Source organism: Nonomuraea antri, assembly GCF_013283785.1.
Classification (GTDB): Bacteria; Actinomycetota; Actinomycetes; order Streptosporangiales; family Streptosporangiaceae; genus Nonomuraea; species Nonomuraea antri.
Genome location: NZ_JABCPZ010000087.1, coordinates 1 through 17,874 on the forward strand (window position 1 = coordinate 1; position 17,874 = coordinate 17,874).

The 17,874-nt window shown below is 72.0% G+C and carries 19 protein-coding genes; 14 read left to right on the plus strand and 5 right to left on the minus strand.

The genetic code is table 11. The annotated features are described in order from the left end of the window. Window positions 1-124: 124 nt before the first annotated feature. From HII36_RS26500 to HII36_RS26555, 12 genes are all read left to right on the plus strand, one after another. Complete coding sequence (locus HII36_RS26500; RefSeq protein ID WP_173525962.1) at window positions 125-1,420, plus strand: CpaF family protein; 1,296 nt, start codon at window positions 125-127, stop codon at window positions 1,418-1,420. 90 nt (window positions 1,421-1,510) lie between these two features. Continuing rightward, window positions 1,511-2,359 carry a type II secretion system F family protein gene (locus HII36_RS26505; RefSeq protein WP_173525963.1) on the plus strand — a complete coding sequence of 283 codons (849 nt, stop codon included), beginning with the start codon at window positions 1,511-1,513 and terminating at the stop codon, window positions 2,357-2,359. Then, a complete protein-coding gene (locus HII36_RS26510; RefSeq protein WP_173525964.1) occupies window positions 2,352-3,272 on the plus strand; it encodes a type II secretion system protein in 921 nt (306 codons plus the stop codon). Before HII36_RS26505 ends, HII36_RS26510 begins: the two co-directional genes overlap by 8 nt. Further along, window positions 3,272-3,511 (plus strand): hypothetical protein, encoded by a 240-nt coding sequence (locus tag HII36_RS26515; RefSeq protein WP_173525965.1) that lies wholly within the window; start codon window positions 3,272-3,274, stop codon window positions 3,509-3,511. Before HII36_RS26510 ends, HII36_RS26515 begins: the two co-directional genes overlap by 1 nt. Continuing rightward, a complete protein-coding gene (locus tag HII36_RS26520; RefSeq protein ID WP_173525966.1) occupies window positions 3,511-3,951 on the plus strand; it encodes a TadE family protein in 441 nt (146 codons plus the stop codon). The genes HII36_RS26515 and HII36_RS26520 overlap by 1 nt, the downstream gene beginning before the upstream one ends. After that, window positions 3,948-4,346 carry a TadE/TadG family type IV pilus assembly protein gene (locus HII36_RS26525; protein ID WP_236003891.1) on the plus strand — a complete coding sequence of 133 codons (399 nt, stop codon included), beginning with the start codon at window positions 3,948-3,950 and terminating at the stop codon, window positions 4,344-4,346. Before HII36_RS26520 ends, HII36_RS26525 begins: the two co-directional genes overlap by 4 nt. Window positions 4,347-4,371: 25 nt before the next feature. After that, window positions 4,372-4,794 carry a flp pilus-assembly TadE/G-like family protein gene (locus HII36_RS26530; protein ID WP_236003892.1) on the plus strand — a complete coding sequence of 141 codons (423 nt, stop codon included), beginning with the start codon at window positions 4,372-4,374 and terminating at the stop codon, window positions 4,792-4,794. Window positions 4,795-4,947: 153 nt separating this feature from the next. Next, window positions 4,948-7,722 (plus strand): BTAD domain-containing putative transcriptional regulator, encoded by a 2,775-nt coding sequence (locus HII36_RS26535; RefSeq protein WP_173525967.1) that lies wholly within the window; start codon window positions 4,948-4,950, stop codon window positions 7,720-7,722. Next, on the plus strand, window positions 7,719-8,330 hold the full coding sequence (locus tag HII36_RS26540; protein ID WP_173525968.1) for an LptM family lipoprotein: 612 nt from the start codon (window positions 7,719-7,721) through the stop codon (window positions 8,328-8,330). The genes HII36_RS26535 and HII36_RS26540 overlap by 4 nt, the downstream gene beginning before the upstream one ends. Continuing rightward, window positions 8,327-9,265, plus strand: a complete 939-nt coding sequence (locus HII36_RS26545; RefSeq protein WP_173525969.1) for a hypothetical protein — start codon at window positions 8,327-8,329, stop codon at window positions 9,263-9,265. Before HII36_RS26540 ends, HII36_RS26545 begins: the two co-directional genes overlap by 4 nt. A gap of 86 nt (window positions 9,266-9,351) precedes the next feature. Beyond that, window positions 9,352-10,023: a hypothetical protein gene (locus tag HII36_RS26550; RefSeq protein ID WP_173525970.1), complete on the plus strand. Its 672-nt coding sequence runs from the start codon at window positions 9,352-9,354 to the stop codon at window positions 10,021-10,023. Beyond that, on the plus strand, window positions 10,020-10,967 hold the full coding sequence (locus tag HII36_RS26555; protein WP_173525971.1) for a hypothetical protein: 948 nt from the start codon (window positions 10,020-10,022) through the stop codon (window positions 10,965-10,967). The genes HII36_RS26550 and HII36_RS26555 overlap by 4 nt, the downstream gene beginning before the upstream one ends. 62 nt (window positions 10,968-11,029) lie before the next feature. Here HII36_RS26555 and HII36_RS26560 read toward each other — a convergent pair whose 3' ends face one another. Further along, on the minus strand, window positions 11,030-11,461 hold the full coding sequence (locus HII36_RS26560) for a MarR family winged helix-turn-helix transcriptional regulator (RefSeq protein WP_173525972.1): 432 nt from the start codon (window positions 11,459-11,461) through the stop codon (window positions 11,030-11,032). A 90-nt stretch (window positions 11,462-11,551) separates the two neighbouring features. Here HII36_RS26560 and HII36_RS26565 point away from each other — a divergent pair, with 90 nt between their 5' ends. Further along, window positions 11,552-12,709: an MFS transporter gene (locus HII36_RS26565; RefSeq protein ID WP_173525973.1), complete on the plus strand. Its 1,158-nt coding sequence runs from the start codon at window positions 11,552-11,554 to the stop codon at window positions 12,707-12,709. Between the two features lie 3 nt (window positions 12,710-12,712). On the opposite strand, the gene HII36_RS26570 is transcribed toward HII36_RS26565, so the two are convergent. From HII36_RS26570 to HII36_RS26585, 4 genes are all read right to left on the minus strand, one after another. Continuing rightward, entirely contained in the window at window positions 12,713-13,573 is an 861-nt protein-coding gene (locus tag HII36_RS26570) for a hypothetical protein (protein ID WP_173525974.1), read from the minus strand. 35 nt (window positions 13,574-13,608) lie between these two features. Beyond that, window positions 13,609-14,109, minus strand: a complete 501-nt coding sequence (locus tag HII36_RS26575) for a methylated-DNA--[protein]-cysteine S-methyltransferase (protein ID WP_173525975.1) — start codon at window positions 14,107-14,109, stop codon at window positions 13,609-13,611. Further along, the gene (locus HII36_RS26580; RefSeq protein ID WP_173525976.1) at window positions 14,106-15,521 is read right to left on the minus strand and encodes an AlkA N-terminal domain-containing protein; all 1,416 of its coding nucleotides are present in this window, start codon (window positions 15,519-15,521) and stop codon (window positions 14,106-14,108) included. The genes HII36_RS26575 and HII36_RS26580 overlap by 4 nt, the downstream gene beginning before the upstream one ends. Before the next feature lie 90 nt (window positions 15,522-15,611). Continuing rightward, window positions 15,612-16,835 (minus strand): MFS transporter, encoded by a 1,224-nt coding sequence (locus HII36_RS26585; RefSeq protein WP_173525977.1) that lies wholly within the window; start codon window positions 16,833-16,835, stop codon window positions 15,612-15,614. A gap of 61 nt (window positions 16,836-16,896) precedes the next feature. Here HII36_RS26585 and HII36_RS26590 point away from each other — a divergent pair, with 61 nt between their 5' ends. Next, window positions 16,897-17,874 (plus strand): ArsR/SmtB family transcription factor, encoded by a 978-nt coding sequence (locus tag HII36_RS26590; RefSeq protein WP_173525978.1) that lies wholly within the window; start codon window positions 16,897-16,899, stop codon window positions 17,872-17,874.

Sequence of the window (17,874 nt, forward strand, 5' to 3'; positions counted from 1 at the left end):
CCGCTGAACCTTCGGCACCCCCGCTTCCGTACGACCAACGACACCAAAGCCCGCACGACCTACGACACGGAAGCCCGTACGACCACCGACACGTGAAGCGGCCCAGTATGGCGGTGAGCCACCGATGATCGACCACTCGCTGGTCAAGCGGTTCAGGCAGGAAGTCGGCGACCGCCTGGCCCACCAGCGCCGTCTCGACCAGGCCAACGGCCTGCCCGCCATGACCGGCGAGGACGAGCGCCAGTTCGCCAGGGCGCTGATCTCCCAGGTCCTGGAGGAGCACGCGCGCAGCGAGATCGGGCTCGGCCGCACCCCGCCGAACCTGGAGGAGGAAGAGGCGCTCGCGGCCGGCATCCACGCCGCGCTGTTCGGCGTCGGACGCCTCCAGCCCCTGCTCGACGACCCCGAGGTCGAGAACATCGACATCAACGGCTGTGACCGGGTCTTCGTCGGCTACGCCGACGGCCAGGAGCTCATGCGGGACCCGGTGGCCGACTCCGACGAGGAACTGGTCGAGCTGATCCAGATCCTGGCCGCGTACTCGGGTCTGTCGAGCCGTCCGTTCGACACCGCGAACCCGCAGCTCGACCTGCGCCTGCCCGACGGCTCGCGGTTGAGCGCGGTCATGGACGTCACGGTCAGGCCGGCCGTGTCGATCCGCCGGGCCCGCCTGGGCAAGGTCTTCCTCTCCGATCTCATCGGAAACAGCACCATAAGCCCGGAGATCGGGAGGTTCCTCGCCGCCGCGGTCGCCGCCCGCAAGAACATCATGATCGCCGGGTCCACGAACGCCGGCAAGACCACCCTGCTCAGAGCCCTGGCCAACGAGATCCCGGCCGCCGAACGCCTCATCACCGTCGAACGCGCCCTGGAGCTCGGCCTCGACCAGTTCCCCGAACTCCACCCCAACGTCGTCGCTTTCGAGCAGCGCCTGCCCAACTCCGAGGGGCAGGGCGAGATCTCCATGGCCGAGCTGGTCAGGAGGTCGCTGCGGATGAACCCGAGCCGCGTCATCGTCGGCGAGGTGCTCGGCGACGAGATCGTCACCATGCTCAACGCGATGACCCAGGGCAACGACGGCTCCCTGTCGACCATCCACGCCAACTCCAGCATGGAGGTCTTCAACCGCATCGCCACGTACGCGCTGCAGGCCAGCGAGCGCCTGCCGATCGACGCCAGCCACATGCTCATCTCGGGCGCCATCGACTTCGTGGTCTTCGTCGAGAAGCGCAACGACTACCACCGCGGCGGCACCCTGCGCCGCTACGTCTCCAGCATCCGCGAGGTCAACGGCTGCGACGGCCGCGTGCTGTCCAGCGAGGTCTTCGTGCCCGGCCCCGACGGCGGCGCCGTCCCGCACGCGCCGCTGTCGTGCCTTGAGGAACTCGCCGCCCACGGCTACAACCCCGGAGGCTGGTAGATGTCCCGCTTCGAGCCGTCCGCAACGCTCCCCGGAGGCCGGGAGATGTCCCGCTTCGGCCTGCTTCCGATGCTCCCCGGAGGCTGGTAGATGTTCGGGTTCGATCCGCTCGCGATGCTCGCCGGCGCACTCGCCGGTGGCGGGATCTTCCTGTTCGCGGTCTCCCTGTACGGCCTGCGGCCCCGTCCGTCCCAGCCCAGGCGCGAGCTCGTCAAGATGCTCACCACCCGCACCGCCATCGCCGCGGTGGCCGCCGCGCTGGTGCTGCTGATCACCGGCTGGGTGGTCGTCGCGGTCGGCGCGGTGCTGCTGGTGTTCGCCTGGCGCGGGCTGTCGGGCGGCGCGGCCGAGGAACGGGGCGCGATGAGCCGGCTCGAAGGACTGGCCGCCTGGACCGAGTCGCTGCGTGACACGATCGCCGGCGCCGCCGGTCTCGAACAGGCGATCCCGGCCTCGATCAGGGCGGCCGCGCCCACGCTCAGGCCGCACCTGCGCGTCATGGTCGACCGGCTGCACACCAGGATGGCGCTGCCCGAGGCGCTGGCCATGTTCGCCGACGAGCTCGACGACCCGTCCGCCGACCTGGTGGTGGCCGCGCTGATACTCAACTCGCGGCTGCGCGGCCCCGGGCTGCGCGACGTGCTCGGCGCGCTGGCCGTCTCGGCCCGCGAGGAGCTCGACATGCGCCGCCGCGTCGAGGCCGAGCGGCGCGCGACCAGGCGCAGCGTGCAGATCGTGGTGGTCACCGCGCTCGTCTTCGCCGGGCTGCTGGTCGTGCTCAACCCCTCGTACGTCGTGGAGTACAAGAGCCTGCTCGGCCAGGCCGTGCTGGTGGTCGTGGCCGGACTGTTCGGCGCCGGGTTCGCCTGGATGCGGCGGCTGGCCAGGTTCGACAAGCCGACGCGGCTGCTCATGGGAGGGAGTGGCGGCCATGGTTGAGGGCGCGCTGGCCGGAGCCGCGCTTGGCATCGGCCTGTTCCTGCTGTTCAGAGCCCTGTTCCCGGCGCGTCCCGGGCTGGTGGCGCGGCTGCTGGCGCTCGACGCCGTACGCGAGGACGCGGGCGGGCCGCGCATCCAGCTCGTCCTGCCCGACGAGGAGGTCAGCGCCTTCCGCCGCGGTCTCGGCGTACGCCTGGCCAAGCTGTACGGCGCGCGTGGCTGGGAGGCCCGCTCGACCAAGGCGGACCTGACCCTGCTCGGCCGGTCCTTCGAGGCGTTCCTGGCGACCAAGGTGCTGCTCGCGGCCAGCGGCCTGCTGGCCTTCCCGCTGCTGCTCGGCTGGCTGGTGCTCATGGAGTGGGGCACGTCGCTGACCATTCCGTTCTGGTCGGCCGTGCTGCTGGCTGCGCTCTTCTTCTTCCTGCCCGACCTGCAGATACGACGAGACGCGGCGGCCCGGCGACGTGACTTCAGACACGTGGTCGGCGCCTTCCTCGACCTCGTCTCCATGAACCTGGCCGGCGGCCGCGGCGTCCCCGAGGCGCTGACGATGGCCGTCTCGGTCAGCGGCGACCAGCCGAACTGGGCGATGGGCCGCATTCGCGACGCGCTCAGCGGGGCCAGGATCGTCGGCATCACCCCCTGGCAGGCGCTCGGCCAGCTCGGCGAGGAGATCAACGTCGACGAGCTGCGCGACCTGTCGGCCGCGCTCGGACTGGTCGCCGACGACGGCGCCAAGGTACGCGCGTCGCTCACCGCCAGGGCCGCCACGCTGCGGCGCAGGGAGCTGGCCGAGATCGAGGGACGTGCGGGCGAACGCTCGCAGTCCATGCTCGTGGCCCAGCTCCTCCTCTGCGCCGGTTTCGTGATCTTTCTCAGTTTTCCCGCCGCAATGAAGATGTTGGGGGCCTGATGAACCATCCGTGGATCATTTACCTCAGGGCGTATCTGGGCGTACGCGTCCATCGTGCGCGTACCGCACCCACCCGTGGCGCGTCCGCGGTCGAATGGGTGATCATCACCGCGATCGTGGCCGGGGTGGCGCTCGGCCTGGCCACGTTGATCAGAACCCTGGTCGAGCAGCGGCAGGGCGAGCTCCAGACCAACTTCGGCGACGGCGGTGGCGGCGGGGACGGCGGCACCGACCCGTGATGCGCCGCCTGCGACGCGCCGGAGGCCGGGGCGAGCGCGGCGTGACGGTGGTCGAGCTGGCCCTGCTCATGCCGGTCGTCCTGGCGGTCGCGCTGCTCATCGTGCAGGTCGCGCTCTGGTTCCACGGACGCCAGGTCGCCGAGGCCGCGGCCAGGGAGGGCGCGCGGGTGGCCAGGTCGTCGCCGTTCGACTCGGGCGCCTGGGAAGGCCAGGCCACGGCCAAGGCCACCGACGTCATCCGGGCCATCGGCCCGCGGCTGCTGTCCAACGCGACCGCGACGACCAGCACCAAGGACCCCGACGAACGGTTCGTGACCGTGACGGGCAACGCCGTCCAGGTCATCCCGCTGCTGCCGGAGCTCGCGTTCACGATCACCGCCACCTCGGGTGGTCCCGTCGAGTGCTTCCGTCCCGACAACGGCGGCGAGGACTGCGAATGACAGCCACCGGTGAGCGGGGTTCCATGGCCGTGGAGACCGTGATGCTCGCCCCCGTCTTCCTGCTGTTCCTGTTCTTCCTGGCGGGGGCGGGCCTGCTGGTGGAGGCGCAGGGCCGGGTGAACGGCGCGGCGCGCGACGCCGCCAGGGCCGCCTCGGTGCAGCGTTCCGCCGACGGCGCGGAGACCGCCGCCGACCGAGTGGCCAAGTCCGCGCTCGCCAACGGCACCTGTGGCTCGCCCGAGGTCTCGCTGGCGGGCTCGGAGCTGGAGGCGGGCGGCCAGGTCCAGGCCGAGGTCAGCTGCGAGCTGGACCTCGGCTTCCTGGGGTTCGGCGGCACCAAGCGGATGACCGGCACGGCCGTGGTGCCCCTGGAACAACGCAAGAGGTTCGAGTGATGGGGAATCAGCGCAAGAGGTTCGCATGACGAGGGGCCAGGGCGAGCGCGGGTCGATGTCGGTGTTCACCGTGCTGTTCTCGGTGGTGGTGTTCCTGCTGGCCGGGCTGCTGGTCGACGGCGGTGCGGCGATCAACGCCAGGCTGCGCGCCGCCGACGTCGCCGAACAGGCCGCGCGGGCCGGCGCCGACCGCGTCGACGAGGACCACGTCCGTGCCACCGGAGAGATACGCCTGCTCGGCGAGGCCGAGGTGTGCGCCAGGGCGGACGAGATCGTCGCCGCCCAGGGCGGCGACGACGTGACCAGCGGCGAATGCACGGTCGACCAGGGCCAGGCGGAGGTCACGGTGACGGTCTCGGTGCGCTGGGAGGCGTTCTTCCTGGGCGCGATCGGCTTCGCCGGCGACGAGGTGGAGGGCGAGGCCACCGCCGCCCCCGAAGGCAGATGACCCCCGGCCAGACCAACGAACCGAGCCAGACCGACCACCCGAGACAGACCGACCGCCCGAGACATACCGACCACTCCGAGCCAGACCGAATTCGGCAGGTCAGTGGATACGGCGACGGCCCAGGCACGACGCTGAACGCGGAAGGGAGAGCCGATGCCGACGCGAGAGCCCGCGCGCCCGCGTGGATACACCGGTGGGCGCAGGCAGCCCGTGCGCGTCCCGCCCAGGCGCCGCGCGGGTGACGTCGTGGCCGGGCTCGGGGCGTTGCTGCTGCTGGTGACGCTCGTCGGCGGGGTGCCTTACGCGCTGCTCAGGTTCGTCGGACCGCCCATCACCCCGGAACTGCTCGACCTCAACGTGGTCACCAGCCAGGTGGGGCCGACCACGATCATGGCCGTGCTGGTGCTGCTGGTCTGGCTGGCCTGGTTCCAGCTGTTCGTGTGCGTGCTGGTCGAGGTGTACGCCGGCGTGCGCAGGGTGGGCATGCCGGCCCGGGTGCCGATGTCCGGCGGCACCCAGTACGTGGCCAACAAGCTCGTCACCGCGGCGCTGCTGCTGTTCACGGCCGGCGCGGTGGTCGCGCCGATCGCGAAGCTGGGCGCCGCGCCCGTCGCCCCGCCGGTGACGGCGGTCGCGTACTCCGCGCCGATCGTGGAGCAGACCTTGGAAACGCAGAAGACCAAGAAGGTGTACGTGGTGCAGCCCCCGCACGGCCGGCACCACGAGAGCCTGTGGGAGATCGCCGAGAAGTGCCTGGGCGACGGGCGGCGCTACCCCGAGATCTACAAGCTCAACCAGGCCAAGGAGCAGCCCGACGGCAGCCGCCTGCGCATGGCCGACCTGATCAGGCCGGGCTGGGTGCTCGACATGCCGGACGACGCGCGCAACGTGCACATCGTCCCCAACGGTCAGTCGCGCGAGCAGACGCTGACCGAGCATCCGGGACGGGCGCACGTGTCACCCTCGGTACGCGCCGAGGCCGCGGAGGACCGGGCCGAGCAGCAGCGCGAGCAGCGTGCCGAGCAGCGCCGCCAGGAACGCGAGGCCGAGCGGCGCAGGAACGAGGATCGCGGGGCCGACCAGCGCCCGGCCGACCGGCCGCCGTCCGTCACGCCGGGCGACGACGTCGCGCCCAGCATCCGCGAGCGTTCCGGGCTGGAGTTCGCCGAGATCGCCGCCGCCTCGCTGCTGGCCGCCGGGCTGCTGGCGGTGCTGGCCACGCGGCGGCGCGAGCAACTGTGGCGGCGGGTGTTCGGCCGCAAGATCGTCCGGCCGCGTGACGACGCCGCCGAGGCCGAGGTGGCGCTCAGGATGGGCGGCGACGCCCCGGGCGCCAGGATCCTGGACGTCGGGCTCCGGCTGCTCGGCGCCGAACTGGCCGCGCAGCACCGGCTGCCGCCCACCGTGTACGCGGCCCATCTGTCACCGCGCACGCTCGACCTGTGGATCCATCCGCCCGACGAGTCCCCGCCCGCGCCCTGGACCGCCCAGGACGGGGGCCAGGTCTGGCGGCTGCCCACGCACGAGGGCCGGCTGCTCGAGGAACAGGTGGGCGGCGCGCCGTACCCGGGGCTGGTCTCCATCGGCACGGACGCGAGCGGCCGGGTGCTGATCGACCTGGAGGCGGCGCAGGGCCTGATCAACGTGCGCGGCCCGCAGTCCACCGCGGCCCTGGCCGCGCTCGCCGTCGAGCTGGCCACCAACCGCTGGTCGGACCGAATGCGCATCACGCTGGTCGGGTTCGGCGCCGAGCTGACCGCGATCGCGCCGGACCGCATCAGGGCGGTGGGCGGCCTGGCCGAGGTGCTGCCCGAGCTGGAGGCGTCGGCCGCGCCCCGGCAGGAGGTGCTGACCGGGCGCGTCTCCGGCAGCTCGCGCGACGCGCACTACCTGCTGTCGGCCGTGGCGCCGACGCACGAGGAGGCGCGGCGGCTGGCTCTGCTGGCCCGCCACGACATGGCCGGATATGTCGTGACAGGGGATCTCCCGCAGGCCACCTGGACCCTGGAGATCACCGAGGACGGCAAGGCCAAGCTCGCCGAGCTCGGCTTCGAGGTGACCGCCCAGCTCCTGCCGCGCAGGCACTACCAGGCGCTGATCGACCTGTTCCGCACCGCGGGACGGCTCGACGGCGAGGCGATCGCCGACCCCGAGCCCCTGGCCGACATGCACCCGCCGGCCGTCGAGATCAGGATGCTCGGCCCGCTGGAGATCGCCGGGCTCGGCCCGCTGGAGGAAGGCCGCATGGCGCTGGCCACCGAGCTGCTGGTCTACCTGGCCACCCATCCGGGCGGCGTGCATCCGGTGGTGCTCGGCGGGGTGCTCTGGCCGCGCGGCGTCCAGGACATGGTCAGGGACGCCACCATCGGCAGGGTCGCCGACTGGCTCGGGCCCGAGCACCTGCTCGTGGACGAGGCGGGCCGGCTCAGGCTGGGCCGCGAGGTGCGTACGGACTGGGCGCTGTTCCGCGAGCTGGTACGCCGCTCGCACGACGACGCGACGGCCCGCGCCGTCCTGCTGGAGAAGGCGCTGGGCCTGATCAGGGGCCCGCTGCTGAGCACCCGCCCGCAGGGGCGCTACGCCTGGCTGGCCGCCGAGGACCTGGAGTACGACGTCGCGGCCGGTGTCGCCGACGCCGCGCACCGGCTGTGCGAGCTGCGGCTGGCGCAGGGCGAGCCCGACGCGGCGATCGCGGCCGTGCGCGCGGCGCTGATGCTGGCCACCGACGACGAAGGGCTCTGGCGCGACCTGCTGCGTGCCACCCACGCCACCGAGGACGTGGTACGCCTGCGCGCCGTCGTCGAGGGCCTGACCAGGCGCGCCGCCTCGCACCCCTACGGCGGCGGCATGGCGCCGGAGACCGAGGCGCTGATCGACGAACTGCTGCCGTCCTGGCGCATCCACGTGGTGAGGGAGTCTTCCGCATGAAACGGGCTCTGCCTGCGGTCCTGACGGTGGTGGCGGCGCTGCTCGCGGCCGGCTGCGGTCAGCAGGAACCGGCGTACACGCCGCGCAAGGCGCCGCAGAGCACGCCCGCGTCCGGCTCGCCTACGCCCGCGACCAGCCAGGACCCGGCCGTCAAAACGGTCTGGCTGGGACAGAGGCTGCGGGTGCGCATCGAACGGGCGAACACCGCCGACCCGCTGCTGAACCTCATGACCGACTACTACCTGAACGTCCGCAAAGCGGTCGCGGTCGGCGACGACCGGCGCTACCTGGATGATCTCTCCCTGCCCGTCGCCCGCGACGCGTCGAGCTGGGTCCGGGCCCAGATCGACGGCGACAAGACCCTGCGCGGCGACGCCCGCCTGTACGACCTGCGGATCAACGGGCCCGTCGACACCGGCGCGCAACTGGAGATGTGCGTGGACGAGACCCGCGTGCGCACGGTCTCCAAGCGCACCGGCAAGGCGCTGCCCGGCCCCGCCCACTGGCGCGCGGGCCCCTACCTGCAGATCGTGTACGCCCACCGCGACCAGGGCGGCGCCTGGCGGATCCGGTCACTCGCCTACGACCCGAAGGGGTGCGCCCGATGAACTCCCTGCTCCACGCGCTCGCGGCGGGCCTGCTGCTGCTGAGCCCGGCGGTGGCCGATGACGACGACGACAAGGTGACCGGCGAGCGCATCCAGGACAAGGACTCGCGCGGCGTCATCCTGCGCAACTCCAAGATCGTCATCTCCGGCGACGTCAAGGGCGGCAAGAGCGACGGATACCAGCTCAAGAGCCCCTGCTGGTACGAACCCGGCCTCGACGCCGACGACATGCTCAAGAAGCAGCGCGGCGAACAGGACTACTTCAACGGGACCTACGGCAGCGAACGCCGCGACCAGTACGAACAGTTCATCAAGCCGTTCGAGGACGTCAAGGGCAAGCCGGGCCGCTGGTGGACGCCCGCCTTCGACAAATCCGACCCCAGAGGCGAGCGCTGCGCGACCGGCCTGCAGGAGTTCCTGTTCGTGCCGCCGGGCACCACCCCGCCCGCCGGCATCACGCTGCGGGAGCTGGCCGACATCGCCAGGGCCGCGCTGACCGTCCCCGAGCCGGAGATCAAGCTCAGCCCCGACGCCAAGAGCTTCGTCAACCTGCCCACCTGGGTCTGGCTCGACGGCATCGGCGAGCCGCGCCGCCAGGTCACCGCCACGCTGCCGGGGATCATGAGCGTGACCGTCGTCGCCACGCTCAAGGACATCACGATCGACCCGGGCACCACCGCCGACCGGGCCGAGGTGCGCCAGGACGGCTGCGGCGCCTCGGGCCGGCGCTACGTCAAGGGCGCCGAGTTCACCTGCGGCGTCCGATACCTGCGTGCCTCCATCGATCAGCCGCAGGACAAGTACGTGCTGACCGTGCGCACCAACTGGCCGGTCGAGGTGGCCGACGCGGTGGTGCCGTTCCAGTACGACCCGGTGGAGCTGGAGACCACGCGCGACGTGCCGGTCGGGGAGATCCAGAGCAACGTCAAGCCTTGATGCGCTGTGGTGATGGGGTCGAACCCCGGGTGGGCGCCTTCGCGTACAGGGAGGAAAGCGAGTGACCCCACCGGAGGGTGCGACCGATGAACGTTGCGCGCATACCCCTGATAGTCGTCGCGGCCGCGCTGGTCCTGACGGGCTGCGGGCAGGTCGAACGCCCGTACTCGCCGCGTCAGGCGGCGGAGGCCGCAGCCCCGGAGCAGGAGCCGGAGCAGAGCGGCGCCGACGACTACAAGCCCGCCGAGCCCGACGCCGGGTCCGGTGATGAGCCGGACACCGCGCTGAAGCCCGGATCCGGCACGCAGACCATCAAGGTCGGCGACGACCTGAAGCTGCGCATCGAGTGGCCGGACGACCCCGACCCCCGGCTGAAGGTCGCCGCCGAGTACTACGTCGGCACCAGGAAGGCCGTGGTGGAAGGCAAGGACACCTACGACCACAACCTCGAACTGGACGCCGCCGTCCGGGCCAGCGACTGGGTCAGAGGGGTCACCGAGGACAACAAGACGTTCCGCGGCGTGGGCCGCATCTACGACCTCAAGGTCGTGGCGTCCGTCGGCCGGGGGTCGGAGATCTGGTGGTGCGTGGACGAGACCGGCATGCGCCTGATCGACGCGACCACCGGCAAGGCGATCAGGCCGCAGCCCGTGTGGACGCGCGAGCAGTACGGCGAGGGCGTCGCGGCCCGCCGCGGCGATGACGGCGTCTGGCAGATCAGGATGTTCACCCCGGGAGCCGAGGGGTGCACCCGATGAGGACACTGATCGCGCTGCTCATGTCCGGCGCCCTGGCGCTCACTCCCGCCGCCGATCCCACCACGGCCCCCACCCCCGAGGCAGGCGACACGTCGGTCTCCGGCCGGCAGGAGGGGAAGAACGTGACGGTCAACGTGGGATCCCAGATCAGGTTCCGCGGCGACGGCGTCGAGGGCGGCACCGGCGACGGCTACCGGCTCAAGAGCCCCTGCTGGTACGAGCCGTTCCTGAACGCGGAAGACATGATCAAGTTCAGGACCGATCCCCGTACCCATCGCAACGAGATCGCCAACCACGAGGAACGCTTCAACGAGGCCAACCAGCCGTTCCTGGACAAGAAGGGACAGGAAGGGCTGTGGTGGTCGTCCGCCTACGACACCGCCGACCCCAAGGGCGCGTCGTGCTGGGCGGGCCTGCCGCTGTTCGTGTTCGTGCCGCCGAACGACACCCCGCCGCTCGGGATCACCCCGGCGATGCTCGCCGAGATCGCCCGAGGACGGCTCACCGTGCCCGAACACAAGATCACGCTGAGCCCGGACGCCAAGAGCTTCGTGAACCTGCCGACCTGGGTCGCGGTGGACGGCATCCAGCAGCCGCGCAGGACGCTGACCGCGGAGATCCCCGGACGGCTGAGCGTGACCGTGGTGGCCACGCTGAAGGAGATCAGGATCGACTCCGGCACCACCGGCGAACGCGCCGAGGTGCGCGAGGACGGCTGCGGCACCTCCGGCCGCCGGTTCGCCAAGGGCGCGGAGTTCACCTGCGGCGTGCGGTACCTGCGGGCGTCGATCGACCAGCCGCGCGAGGCGTACACGATGAGCGTGACGACCGTCTGGCCGGTCGAGGTGGCCGGCGACGCGGCCGGTCTGACGTTCACCCCGATCCAGGTGGAGGCCACCAGGGACGTGCAGGTCGGCGAGATCCAGAGCAACGTCCGGCCGTGAGGCGCGTGCGGGTCGGCGAGATCCAGAGCGACGTCCGGCCGTGAGGCGCGTGCCGCTCGGGCTCAGGCGATGACGGCGGCCAGCGGCGCCAGCTCGGGCTGCTCGGCCGCCTCGGCCAGCACTTCCTTCAGCACCGCGTCGTGCGTGGGCCCGGCCGCCGCGAGCAGGTCGCGCCCGGCCTGGGTGACCTCCGAGTAGATGCCGCGCCGGTCGTCCTCGCACAGGTAGCGGCGGAGCAGGCCGCGGTTCTCCAGCCGGGTGACCAGGCGCGTGGTGGCGCTCTGGCTCAGCACGACGGCGCGGGCCAGCTGCTGCATGCGCATGTGCCAGCCGTCTTGACGGCCGAGCACGTCGAGCACGGTGTATTCGCTCACACTCAGCTCGTGCTGCCTCTGCAGCGCCTTCTCCAGTCTGTCCTCGATTTTCGCGTGCAGCGCGGCCAGCGTCCGCCAGCCCTGGGCGCGCGCCTCGACGGCGTCGTCGGCGATGGGCATGTGACACCTTCCTCGGCATGGTTGTATGTTCAGTTAGTCGGCGTGTGCAAATAATGCTCACGCTCACTAACGTCGTCTGAGGAGTATTCTATGCCTCTCGCCCTGTTCGCCCTCGCGATCAGCGCCTTCGGCATCGGGACCACCGAGTTCATCATCAACGGACTGCTGCCCGAACTGGCCGCCGACTTCAGCGTGACGATCCCGGCCGCCGGCCTCCTCGTGTCGGGATACGCGCTCGGCGTGGCCGTCGGCGGGCCGCCGCTGACCATGCTCGGCGGCCGGCTGTCGCGCAAGACCATGTTGTTGTCGCTGATGGTGCTGTTCATCGCGGGCAACCTGCTGTCGGCGCTGGCCCCCTCGTACGGGGTGCTGATGGTCGGACGCTTCCTGGCCGCCTTCGCCCACGGCGCCTACTTCGGCGTCGGCTCGGTGGTGGCCGCCGACCTGGTCGCGCCGCAGAAGCGGGCCAGCGCGATCGCCCTGATGTTCACCGGCCTGACCCTCGCGAACGTGCTCGGCGTGCCGCTGGGCACCTGGATCGGGCAGGCGTTCGGCTGGCGGGCCACGTTCTGGGTGGTCGTCGCCATCGGGATCGTCGGGCTGATCGGCGTCCTGGCCCTGGTGCCCGCGCAACCGCGGCCGACCGGCGGCGGCGTGCTGCGCGAACTGGCCACGTTCCGCTCGGCCGGGGTCTGGCTGGCGCTGGCGATGACCGTGTTCGGATTCGCGCCGGTCTTCGCGGTGATCACGTTCATCGCCCCGATCATGACCGGCGTCGGCGGCTTCTCGCCCGGCGCGGTGCCGGTGGTCATGGCGCTGTTCGGGGTCGGGCTCGTGGTCGGCAACCTGATCGGCGGCCGGCTCGCCGACCGCGCCGTCATGCCGAGCATCTACGGCTCGGTGGCCCTGCTCACGCTGCTGGCCGTGGCGGTCGCGCTGGTGGCGGGCCACCAGGTCGCCTTCGTGGTGGCCATCACGCTGTTCGGGGTGGCCGCGTTCGCCACCGTCCCGCCGCTGCAGACCCGCGTGCTGGACGCCGCGGCCGGCGCGCCGACGCTGGCCTCGGCGGCCAACATCGGCGCGTTCAACCTCGGCAACGCGATCGGCTCGTTCGCCGCCGGCCTGACCATCGACGCCGGGCTCGGCTACACCGCCCCGGCCTGGACCGCGGCCCTGCTCGGCCTCACCGGCCTCGCCGTCGCCGGCCTGGCCGGCCTCCAGGCCCGCCGCCTGGTCCCGGCCGCCTGACGCTTACTCGAAGAGCTCGTCGACGCTGTCGATCTCGATGACCTTGTCGATCCAGGAGGTGAGTACGGCCTCATCCGTGCATTCGGTGATGCGCGTGAGGGCGTCGTCCGACACGGGGATCCCGCGGTTCTCCAGAATCCGGAGTAGCGCCTTGGCCTCGCCCTCGGCCTGGCCCTTGGCGATCCACCGGCGGACGTACTCGCTCTTGTACTCGTAGATTCCTGTTGCCATCTTGATCTCCAAGAATTTCTCGGCGGCGACCTTCGGTAGTACCGCGAGTACGAGGTCAGAATATCTCCTGCCCTGCTCTTCGGGCAGGTGAGGAAGGGCGTCGTGGAGAGCTTGGAAGACCTTGACGCCCTCTTCGCCGGCCCCGTGCGCGATCGCGGACAGGGCGGCGAGCTCGGGTTCGGCGATGGCCCGGTCGACCTCGGTGACCAGTGGGACGAGATCGGGGCCGATGACCAGAGGGCGCAACGTCCAGCCGGGATGACCCATGTCGATGGGTTGCGCGCACTTGGCCGCTTCGTGCGGATCGGGACACACGACGAGCAGCATGCCCGGGCACTTCAAACGCGCCCGCAGATTGGCCAGATAGGAGGGCCAGCTCCAGGTCTTCTCCTTCTTGTACTTTCGCTGGACCTCCACGACCACTCCCGCCACCGGCTGGTGGCGTTCGTCGGCGAGCAGGACGACGCCGTCCGCGCGGTACTCGGTCGGCTCGCACTCGTTGAGATCGTTGGCGTGCAGGCGGGCTTCGGCGAAGGGGGGAACCGCGACGCCCGTCTCGGCGAGGAGGGTCGCTGCCAGAGACGGGCGTTCGCGGAAAAGCTCGATGAGGAACTCGTGCTCCTGCGTAGGCATGTCGAAAACATTACCGAACGCTGTCGCGCGATGACTCAGAGTTTGCCGGACTCGTGGGCCAGCAGCCACTCCTTCACCGGCACCCCGTAGTAATAGCCGCCGTACCCGCCCGTGCTGGGCAGGACGCGGTGGCAGGGGACGAACGGGGCGATGAGGTTCTGGGCGCAGGCCGAGCCCGCGGCGCGGGCCGCCGTCCTGGGCATTCCGGCGCGCAGGGCCAGCTCGCCGTACGTGACCGTGGTGCCCGCCTTGACCTCGCGCAGCGTCTGATGCAGGCGCTTGCGGGTGGGGGTGCCGGGCTGGTCGACGGGGACGGCGTCCAGCGCGTCCAGGTCGCCGTCGAGGTAGGCGCGGAAGGCCGCGGCGGGCAGTCCGAGATCGTCCACCACCTCCAGGCCCTCAGCCTGGAGGGCGGGGGAGAGCCTGGCGAACATCTGCTCGGGGTCGGCGGTGAATCCGCCCGCCACCAGGACGCCGTCGCGGGTCAGCAGCGACGCCGGGCCGATGGGCGAGGGCAGGATCTGAGCGGTGATCATGAGGAACTCCAGAGGTGCAGGGCGGCGTAGGCGCGCCACGGCCGCCACAGGTCGATGTGGTCGTTCGGGATGCCCAGGGCGGCCATGCGCTTGACGAGCACGAGGTCGCCGGTGGGCCAGGCGTCGGGGTCGCGCAGGGCGCGCAGGGCGATGTAGCCGGCCGTCCACGGTCCGATGCCGGGCAGGCCGAGCAGCGCGGAGACGGCCTCGGCCGGGTCCTGGCCGCCGTCGAGGTCGATCTCGCCGGAGGCCACTGCGGCGGCCAGCGCCTTGAGCGTGTCGATGCGGCGGCCGGTCAGCCCGAGCCCGGTCAGGTCGGTGCCGAGGAGGTGGTCCGCGCCGGGGAACAGGCCCTCGGGGGCGTCCGCCCTGGCCACGATGCGGCCGAGCAGCGTACGGGCGCCCGCCACCGAGATCTGCTGGCCGACCACCGCGCGCACGGCCAGTTCGAACCCGTCGAACGTGCCCGGCACCCGCAGCCCCGGCCTGACCGCGACGAGCGGGGCCAGCGAGGTCTGGCCGAGCACCCCGGCGATGGCGTCGGGATCGGCGTCGAGGTCGAGCAGCCGGCGACAGCGGGCCACGATGCGGGCCAGGTGCCTGGTGTCGCTCACGGCCACCTCCAGCGCGACGTGGCCGCGCTCCGGGGTGAGCGTGATCGTGCCGCCGGGCACGGCCCGGCTGTAGGCGCTCGCGTCGGCCGTCTCCAGGCCGGGGATGGCGCGCGCGGCGAGGAACGCGAACACGCCGTCGGCGTCGTACGGCTCCCGCCGGTGCAGCCGCAGCCGCAGCGTGACCGGCCCGGCGGCGACCTCGGTCTCCGGCCTGGGCGCGGCACGGCCGCCGGCGGTGGCCCGCAGCTCGCTCGGGGTGAAGCCGTACGTCTCGCGCATCGTCGCGTTGAACTGCCTGACGCTGCCGAACCCGGCCGCGAACGCCACCTCCGTGATGGCCAGCCCGGTCTCCGTCAGCAGCTGCTTGGCCAGCAGCAGCCGTTTCGTCCTGGCCACCGCCAGCGGGCCGACGCCCAGCTCGGCCACGAACAGCCGGTGCAGGTGCCGTTCGGTGATGTGCAGGCGGCGGGCCAGCCCGGCCACGCCGCGCTCGTCGGCCGCGCCGTCGTCGATCAGCCGCAACGCCCGTCCGATGAGGTCGCCGCGCAGGTCCCAGCCGGGGTCGCCGGGGGACAGCTCCGGACGGCAGCGCTTGCACGGACGGAACCCGGCCGCCTCGGCCGAGGCCGCGTGCCGGTAGAAGCGCACGTTGCGCGACGCGGGGGTGCGCGCCGGGCAGATCGGACGGCAGTAGATACGCGTGGTCGTCACCGCGGTGTAGAAACGTCCGTCGAACCGGGCGTCCCTGGCCGAGACGGCCCGGTAGCAGGAGTCGAAGTCGAGCTCTAGGGGTGACATGCCTCGACAGTACGTGCTCGCCAAGGGTGCCGACTGGCGGAAATCGGACCTGAACGGCCGGCCCCGCTCACGGCTCGTCCCACAAGCCGCTCACGGCTCCTCGCGCAACGGGGAGTAGAGGATCGGCACCCAGCTCAGGGCCATGATCAGGGCGCCCGTCCAGAGCGCGGCGCGCACGCCCCACAGCTCGCCGATCAGCCCGGCCAGCAGCCCGCCCAGCCCGATCGCGCCCATCAGCAGCAGCCGCATCGTGGCCGTCATCCTGCCCAGCAGGTCGTCCGGCGTGACCCGCTGACGCAGGCTGACCAGCAGCACGTTGTTGAGCCCGGTGCGGAACGTCAGCACGAACCAGGCCAGCGCCGCCGCGCCCAGCCACGGCCCGTGCCCGAGGAACGGGACGACCAGCGCCGCGGGCGCGGTGGCGAGACCGGCCAGCCAGGTCGCGCGCCCGGTGCCGAGCCTGCGGCCGAGCGCGTGCGCCGCCGACGAGCCGGCCAGCGTGCCCACCGCGCCCACGGCGAGGAACGCGCCGAGCACCCACTCCGGGTAGCCGAGCTGCCTGACGATCAGCACCGGCAGCAGCACCGTGAGCAGCGGGAAGGCCAGGTTGACCAGCGCGCCCTGCACCAGGGCGGCCGTCAGCACCGGGTTGCCGAACACGAAACGCACCCCTTCGACGATCTGCCGGCGCATCGGCGGCCGGTGCTGGGGAGCCTCCACGGGCGGCTCGGGGACACGGCGGAGCCAGGCGGCCGACCACAGGTAGCTGAGCCCGTCCAGGAGTATCGCCAGCGGCGCCCCCGCGACCTGCACCAGCACGCCGGCCAGGCTCTGCCCGGCGACGCCCATGCTCGCCGTCGTGCCCACCAGCATCGAGTTGGCCGCCGTCAGCCGCTCGCGTCCGACGACGCCGGGCACCAGGCTGAACGACGCCACGTCGAACAGCAGTGTCCCCGCGCCGACCAGCATCGCGACCGCGTAGAGCTGCACCAGCGACAGCCCGTCCAGCCACCAGGCCACCGGCACGGACAGCAGCACCAGCGCCCTGGCCAGGTCCATGACGACCATCACCGGACGCCGCCGGACCCGGTCCACCCAGGCTCCCGCGGGCAGTCCGAGCACCAGGACGGTGAGCGTGCTGAGCGAGCTGAGCAGGCCCACTTCGGCCGCGCCCGCGCCCAGGGCCGTGACGGCCAGCAGGGGCAGCGCGACGTAGCCGATCTGGCTGCCGAGCTGGCTGACCGCCGTGGCGAGGAAGAGGTTGCGAAAGCCGCGATCCCGCAGCAGGGGCGCTTCGGTCAGGGTTGCCGTCATGCCCGCCACGATGCTGAAATATCGGGAATCGGCGCTATTGATTAAGTGACAAGCGAATCCAATGACCCTCGACCTGACGTTCACCGCCCGCGACATCGCCAACATCCGCTTCGCCGTCTCCCCGATCGGCGAGGTCGTGGCGAGCGTGCGCGTGGTGAAGGACCCGTCCGCGCACCCGCTGCTGCGTCCCTGGGCCGAGCAGGTACGACGGCGGCTGCGCGACGTGGACTGGCCGCTGCTGTCCGACCTGGTGCCGGTGCCCACGGTGGCGATCGCCGGCTTCACCTGCACGCCGCCCGCCACCTCCATGCCCGACCTGGACCTGGAACTGGCCACGATGCGGTCGGCCGGGCACCGCGTACGCTCCGACCTGGACGCCGTCGGCGGCCCGGGCACGAAACTCCTGCGGGCGCTCTACGACGACCCCGACGAGGGGCTGGCCAGGCTGGAACGCGAGATCAGGGACTACTGGGCGGCCGCCATGGCGCCGTACTGGCCGCGGCTCAGGTCGCTGCTCGAAGGCGAGATCCTGTACCGGGCCAGGCTGCTGGCCGAGGGCGGCGCCCAGCGCATGCTGGCCGACCTGGACGAGGCCGTCACCTGGGACGACGGCACGCTGCGGCTGCGGCACAGGTACGTGTCCGGCGCGCGTTCGCTGCGCGGGCTCGGGCTGCTGCTGGTGCCGTGCGTGTTCGCCTGGCCGCGGGTCTTCTCGGTCACGACGCCGCCGTACCAGCCGACCGTGCGTTACCCGCCGCGCGGCATCGCCACTCTCTGGGAGCGGCGCGCGGTCGACCCGCCGCGGGCGCTGGCGGCGGTGCTCGGCGGCACCCGCGCGCGGCTGCTGGCCGAGCTGGACCAGCCCGCGTCGACGCGTGACCTGGCCCAGCGTGCGGGGCTGTCGGAGCCGGGCGCGAACCAGCACCTCACCGCGCTGCGCCGGGCGGGCCTGTGCACGGCGCACCGCAGCGGACGCTACGTCCTGTACGCCCGCACCGCCGTCGCCGAAGCCCTGCTCGCCGTGGAACCACCCGGGTAG

Coding starts and splice junctions, on each gene's coding strand:
- HII36_RS26560 (WP_173525972.1), bottom strand. CDS start 11,461: ATGCCCATCGCCGACGACGCCGTCGAGGCGCGCGCCCAGGGCTGGCGG.
- HII36_RS26515 (WP_173525965.1), top strand. CDS start 3,272: ATGAACCATCCGTGGATCATTTACCTCAGGGCGTATCTGGGCGTACGC.
- HII36_RS26550 (WP_173525970.1), top strand. CDS start 9,352: ATGAACGTTGCGCGCATACCCCTGATAGTCGTCGCGGCCGCGCTGGTC.
- HII36_RS26500 (WP_173525962.1), top strand. CDS start 125: ATGATCGACCACTCGCTGGTCAAGCGGTTCAGGCAGGAAGTCGGCGAC.
- HII36_RS26505 (WP_173525963.1), top strand. CDS start 1,511: ATGTTCGGGTTCGATCCGCTCGCGATGCTCGCCGGCGCACTCGCCGGT.
- HII36_RS26590 (WP_173525978.1), top strand. CDS start 16,897: ATGACCCTCGACCTGACGTTCACCGCCCGCGACATCGCCAACATCCGC.
- HII36_RS26585 (WP_173525977.1), bottom strand. CDS start 16,835: ATGACGGCAACCCTGACCGAAGCGCCCCTGCTGCGGGATCGCGGCTTT.
- HII36_RS26525 (WP_236003891.1), top strand. CDS start 3,948: ATGACAGCCACCGGTGAGCGGGGTTCCATGGCCGTGGAGACCGTGATG.
- HII36_RS26575 (WP_173525975.1), bottom strand. CDS start 14,109: ATGATCACCGCTCAGATCCTGCCCTCGCCCATCGGCCCGGCGTCGCTG.
- HII36_RS26535 (WP_173525967.1), top strand. CDS start 4,948: ATGCCGACGCGAGAGCCCGCGCGCCCGCGTGGATACACCGGTGGGCGC.
- HII36_RS26580 (WP_173525976.1), bottom strand. CDS start 15,521: ATGTCACCCCTAGAGCTCGACTTCGACTCCTGCTACCGGGCCGTCTCG.
- HII36_RS26570 (WP_173525974.1), bottom strand. CDS start 13,573: ATGCCTACGCAGGAGCACGAGTTCCTCATCGAGCTTTTCCGCGAACGC.
- HII36_RS26540 (WP_173525968.1), top strand. CDS start 7,719: ATGAAACGGGCTCTGCCTGCGGTCCTGACGGTGGTGGCGGCGCTGCTC.
- HII36_RS26565 (WP_173525973.1), top strand. CDS start 11,552: ATGCCTCTCGCCCTGTTCGCCCTCGCGATCAGCGCCTTCGGCATCGGG.
- HII36_RS26545 (WP_173525969.1), top strand. CDS start 8,327: ATGAACTCCCTGCTCCACGCGCTCGCGGCGGGCCTGCTGCTGCTGAGC.
- HII36_RS26520 (WP_173525966.1), top strand. CDS start 3,511: ATGCGCCGCCTGCGACGCGCCGGAGGCCGGGGCGAGCGCGGCGTGACG.
- HII36_RS26510 (WP_173525964.1), top strand. CDS start 2,352: ATGGTTGAGGGCGCGCTGGCCGGAGCCGCGCTTGGCATCGGCCTGTTC.
- HII36_RS26555 (WP_173525971.1), top strand. CDS start 10,020: ATGAGGACACTGATCGCGCTGCTCATGTCCGGCGCCCTGGCGCTCACT.
- HII36_RS26530 (WP_236003892.1), top strand. CDS start 4,372: ATGACGAGGGGCCAGGGCGAGCGCGGGTCGATGTCGGTGTTCACCGTG.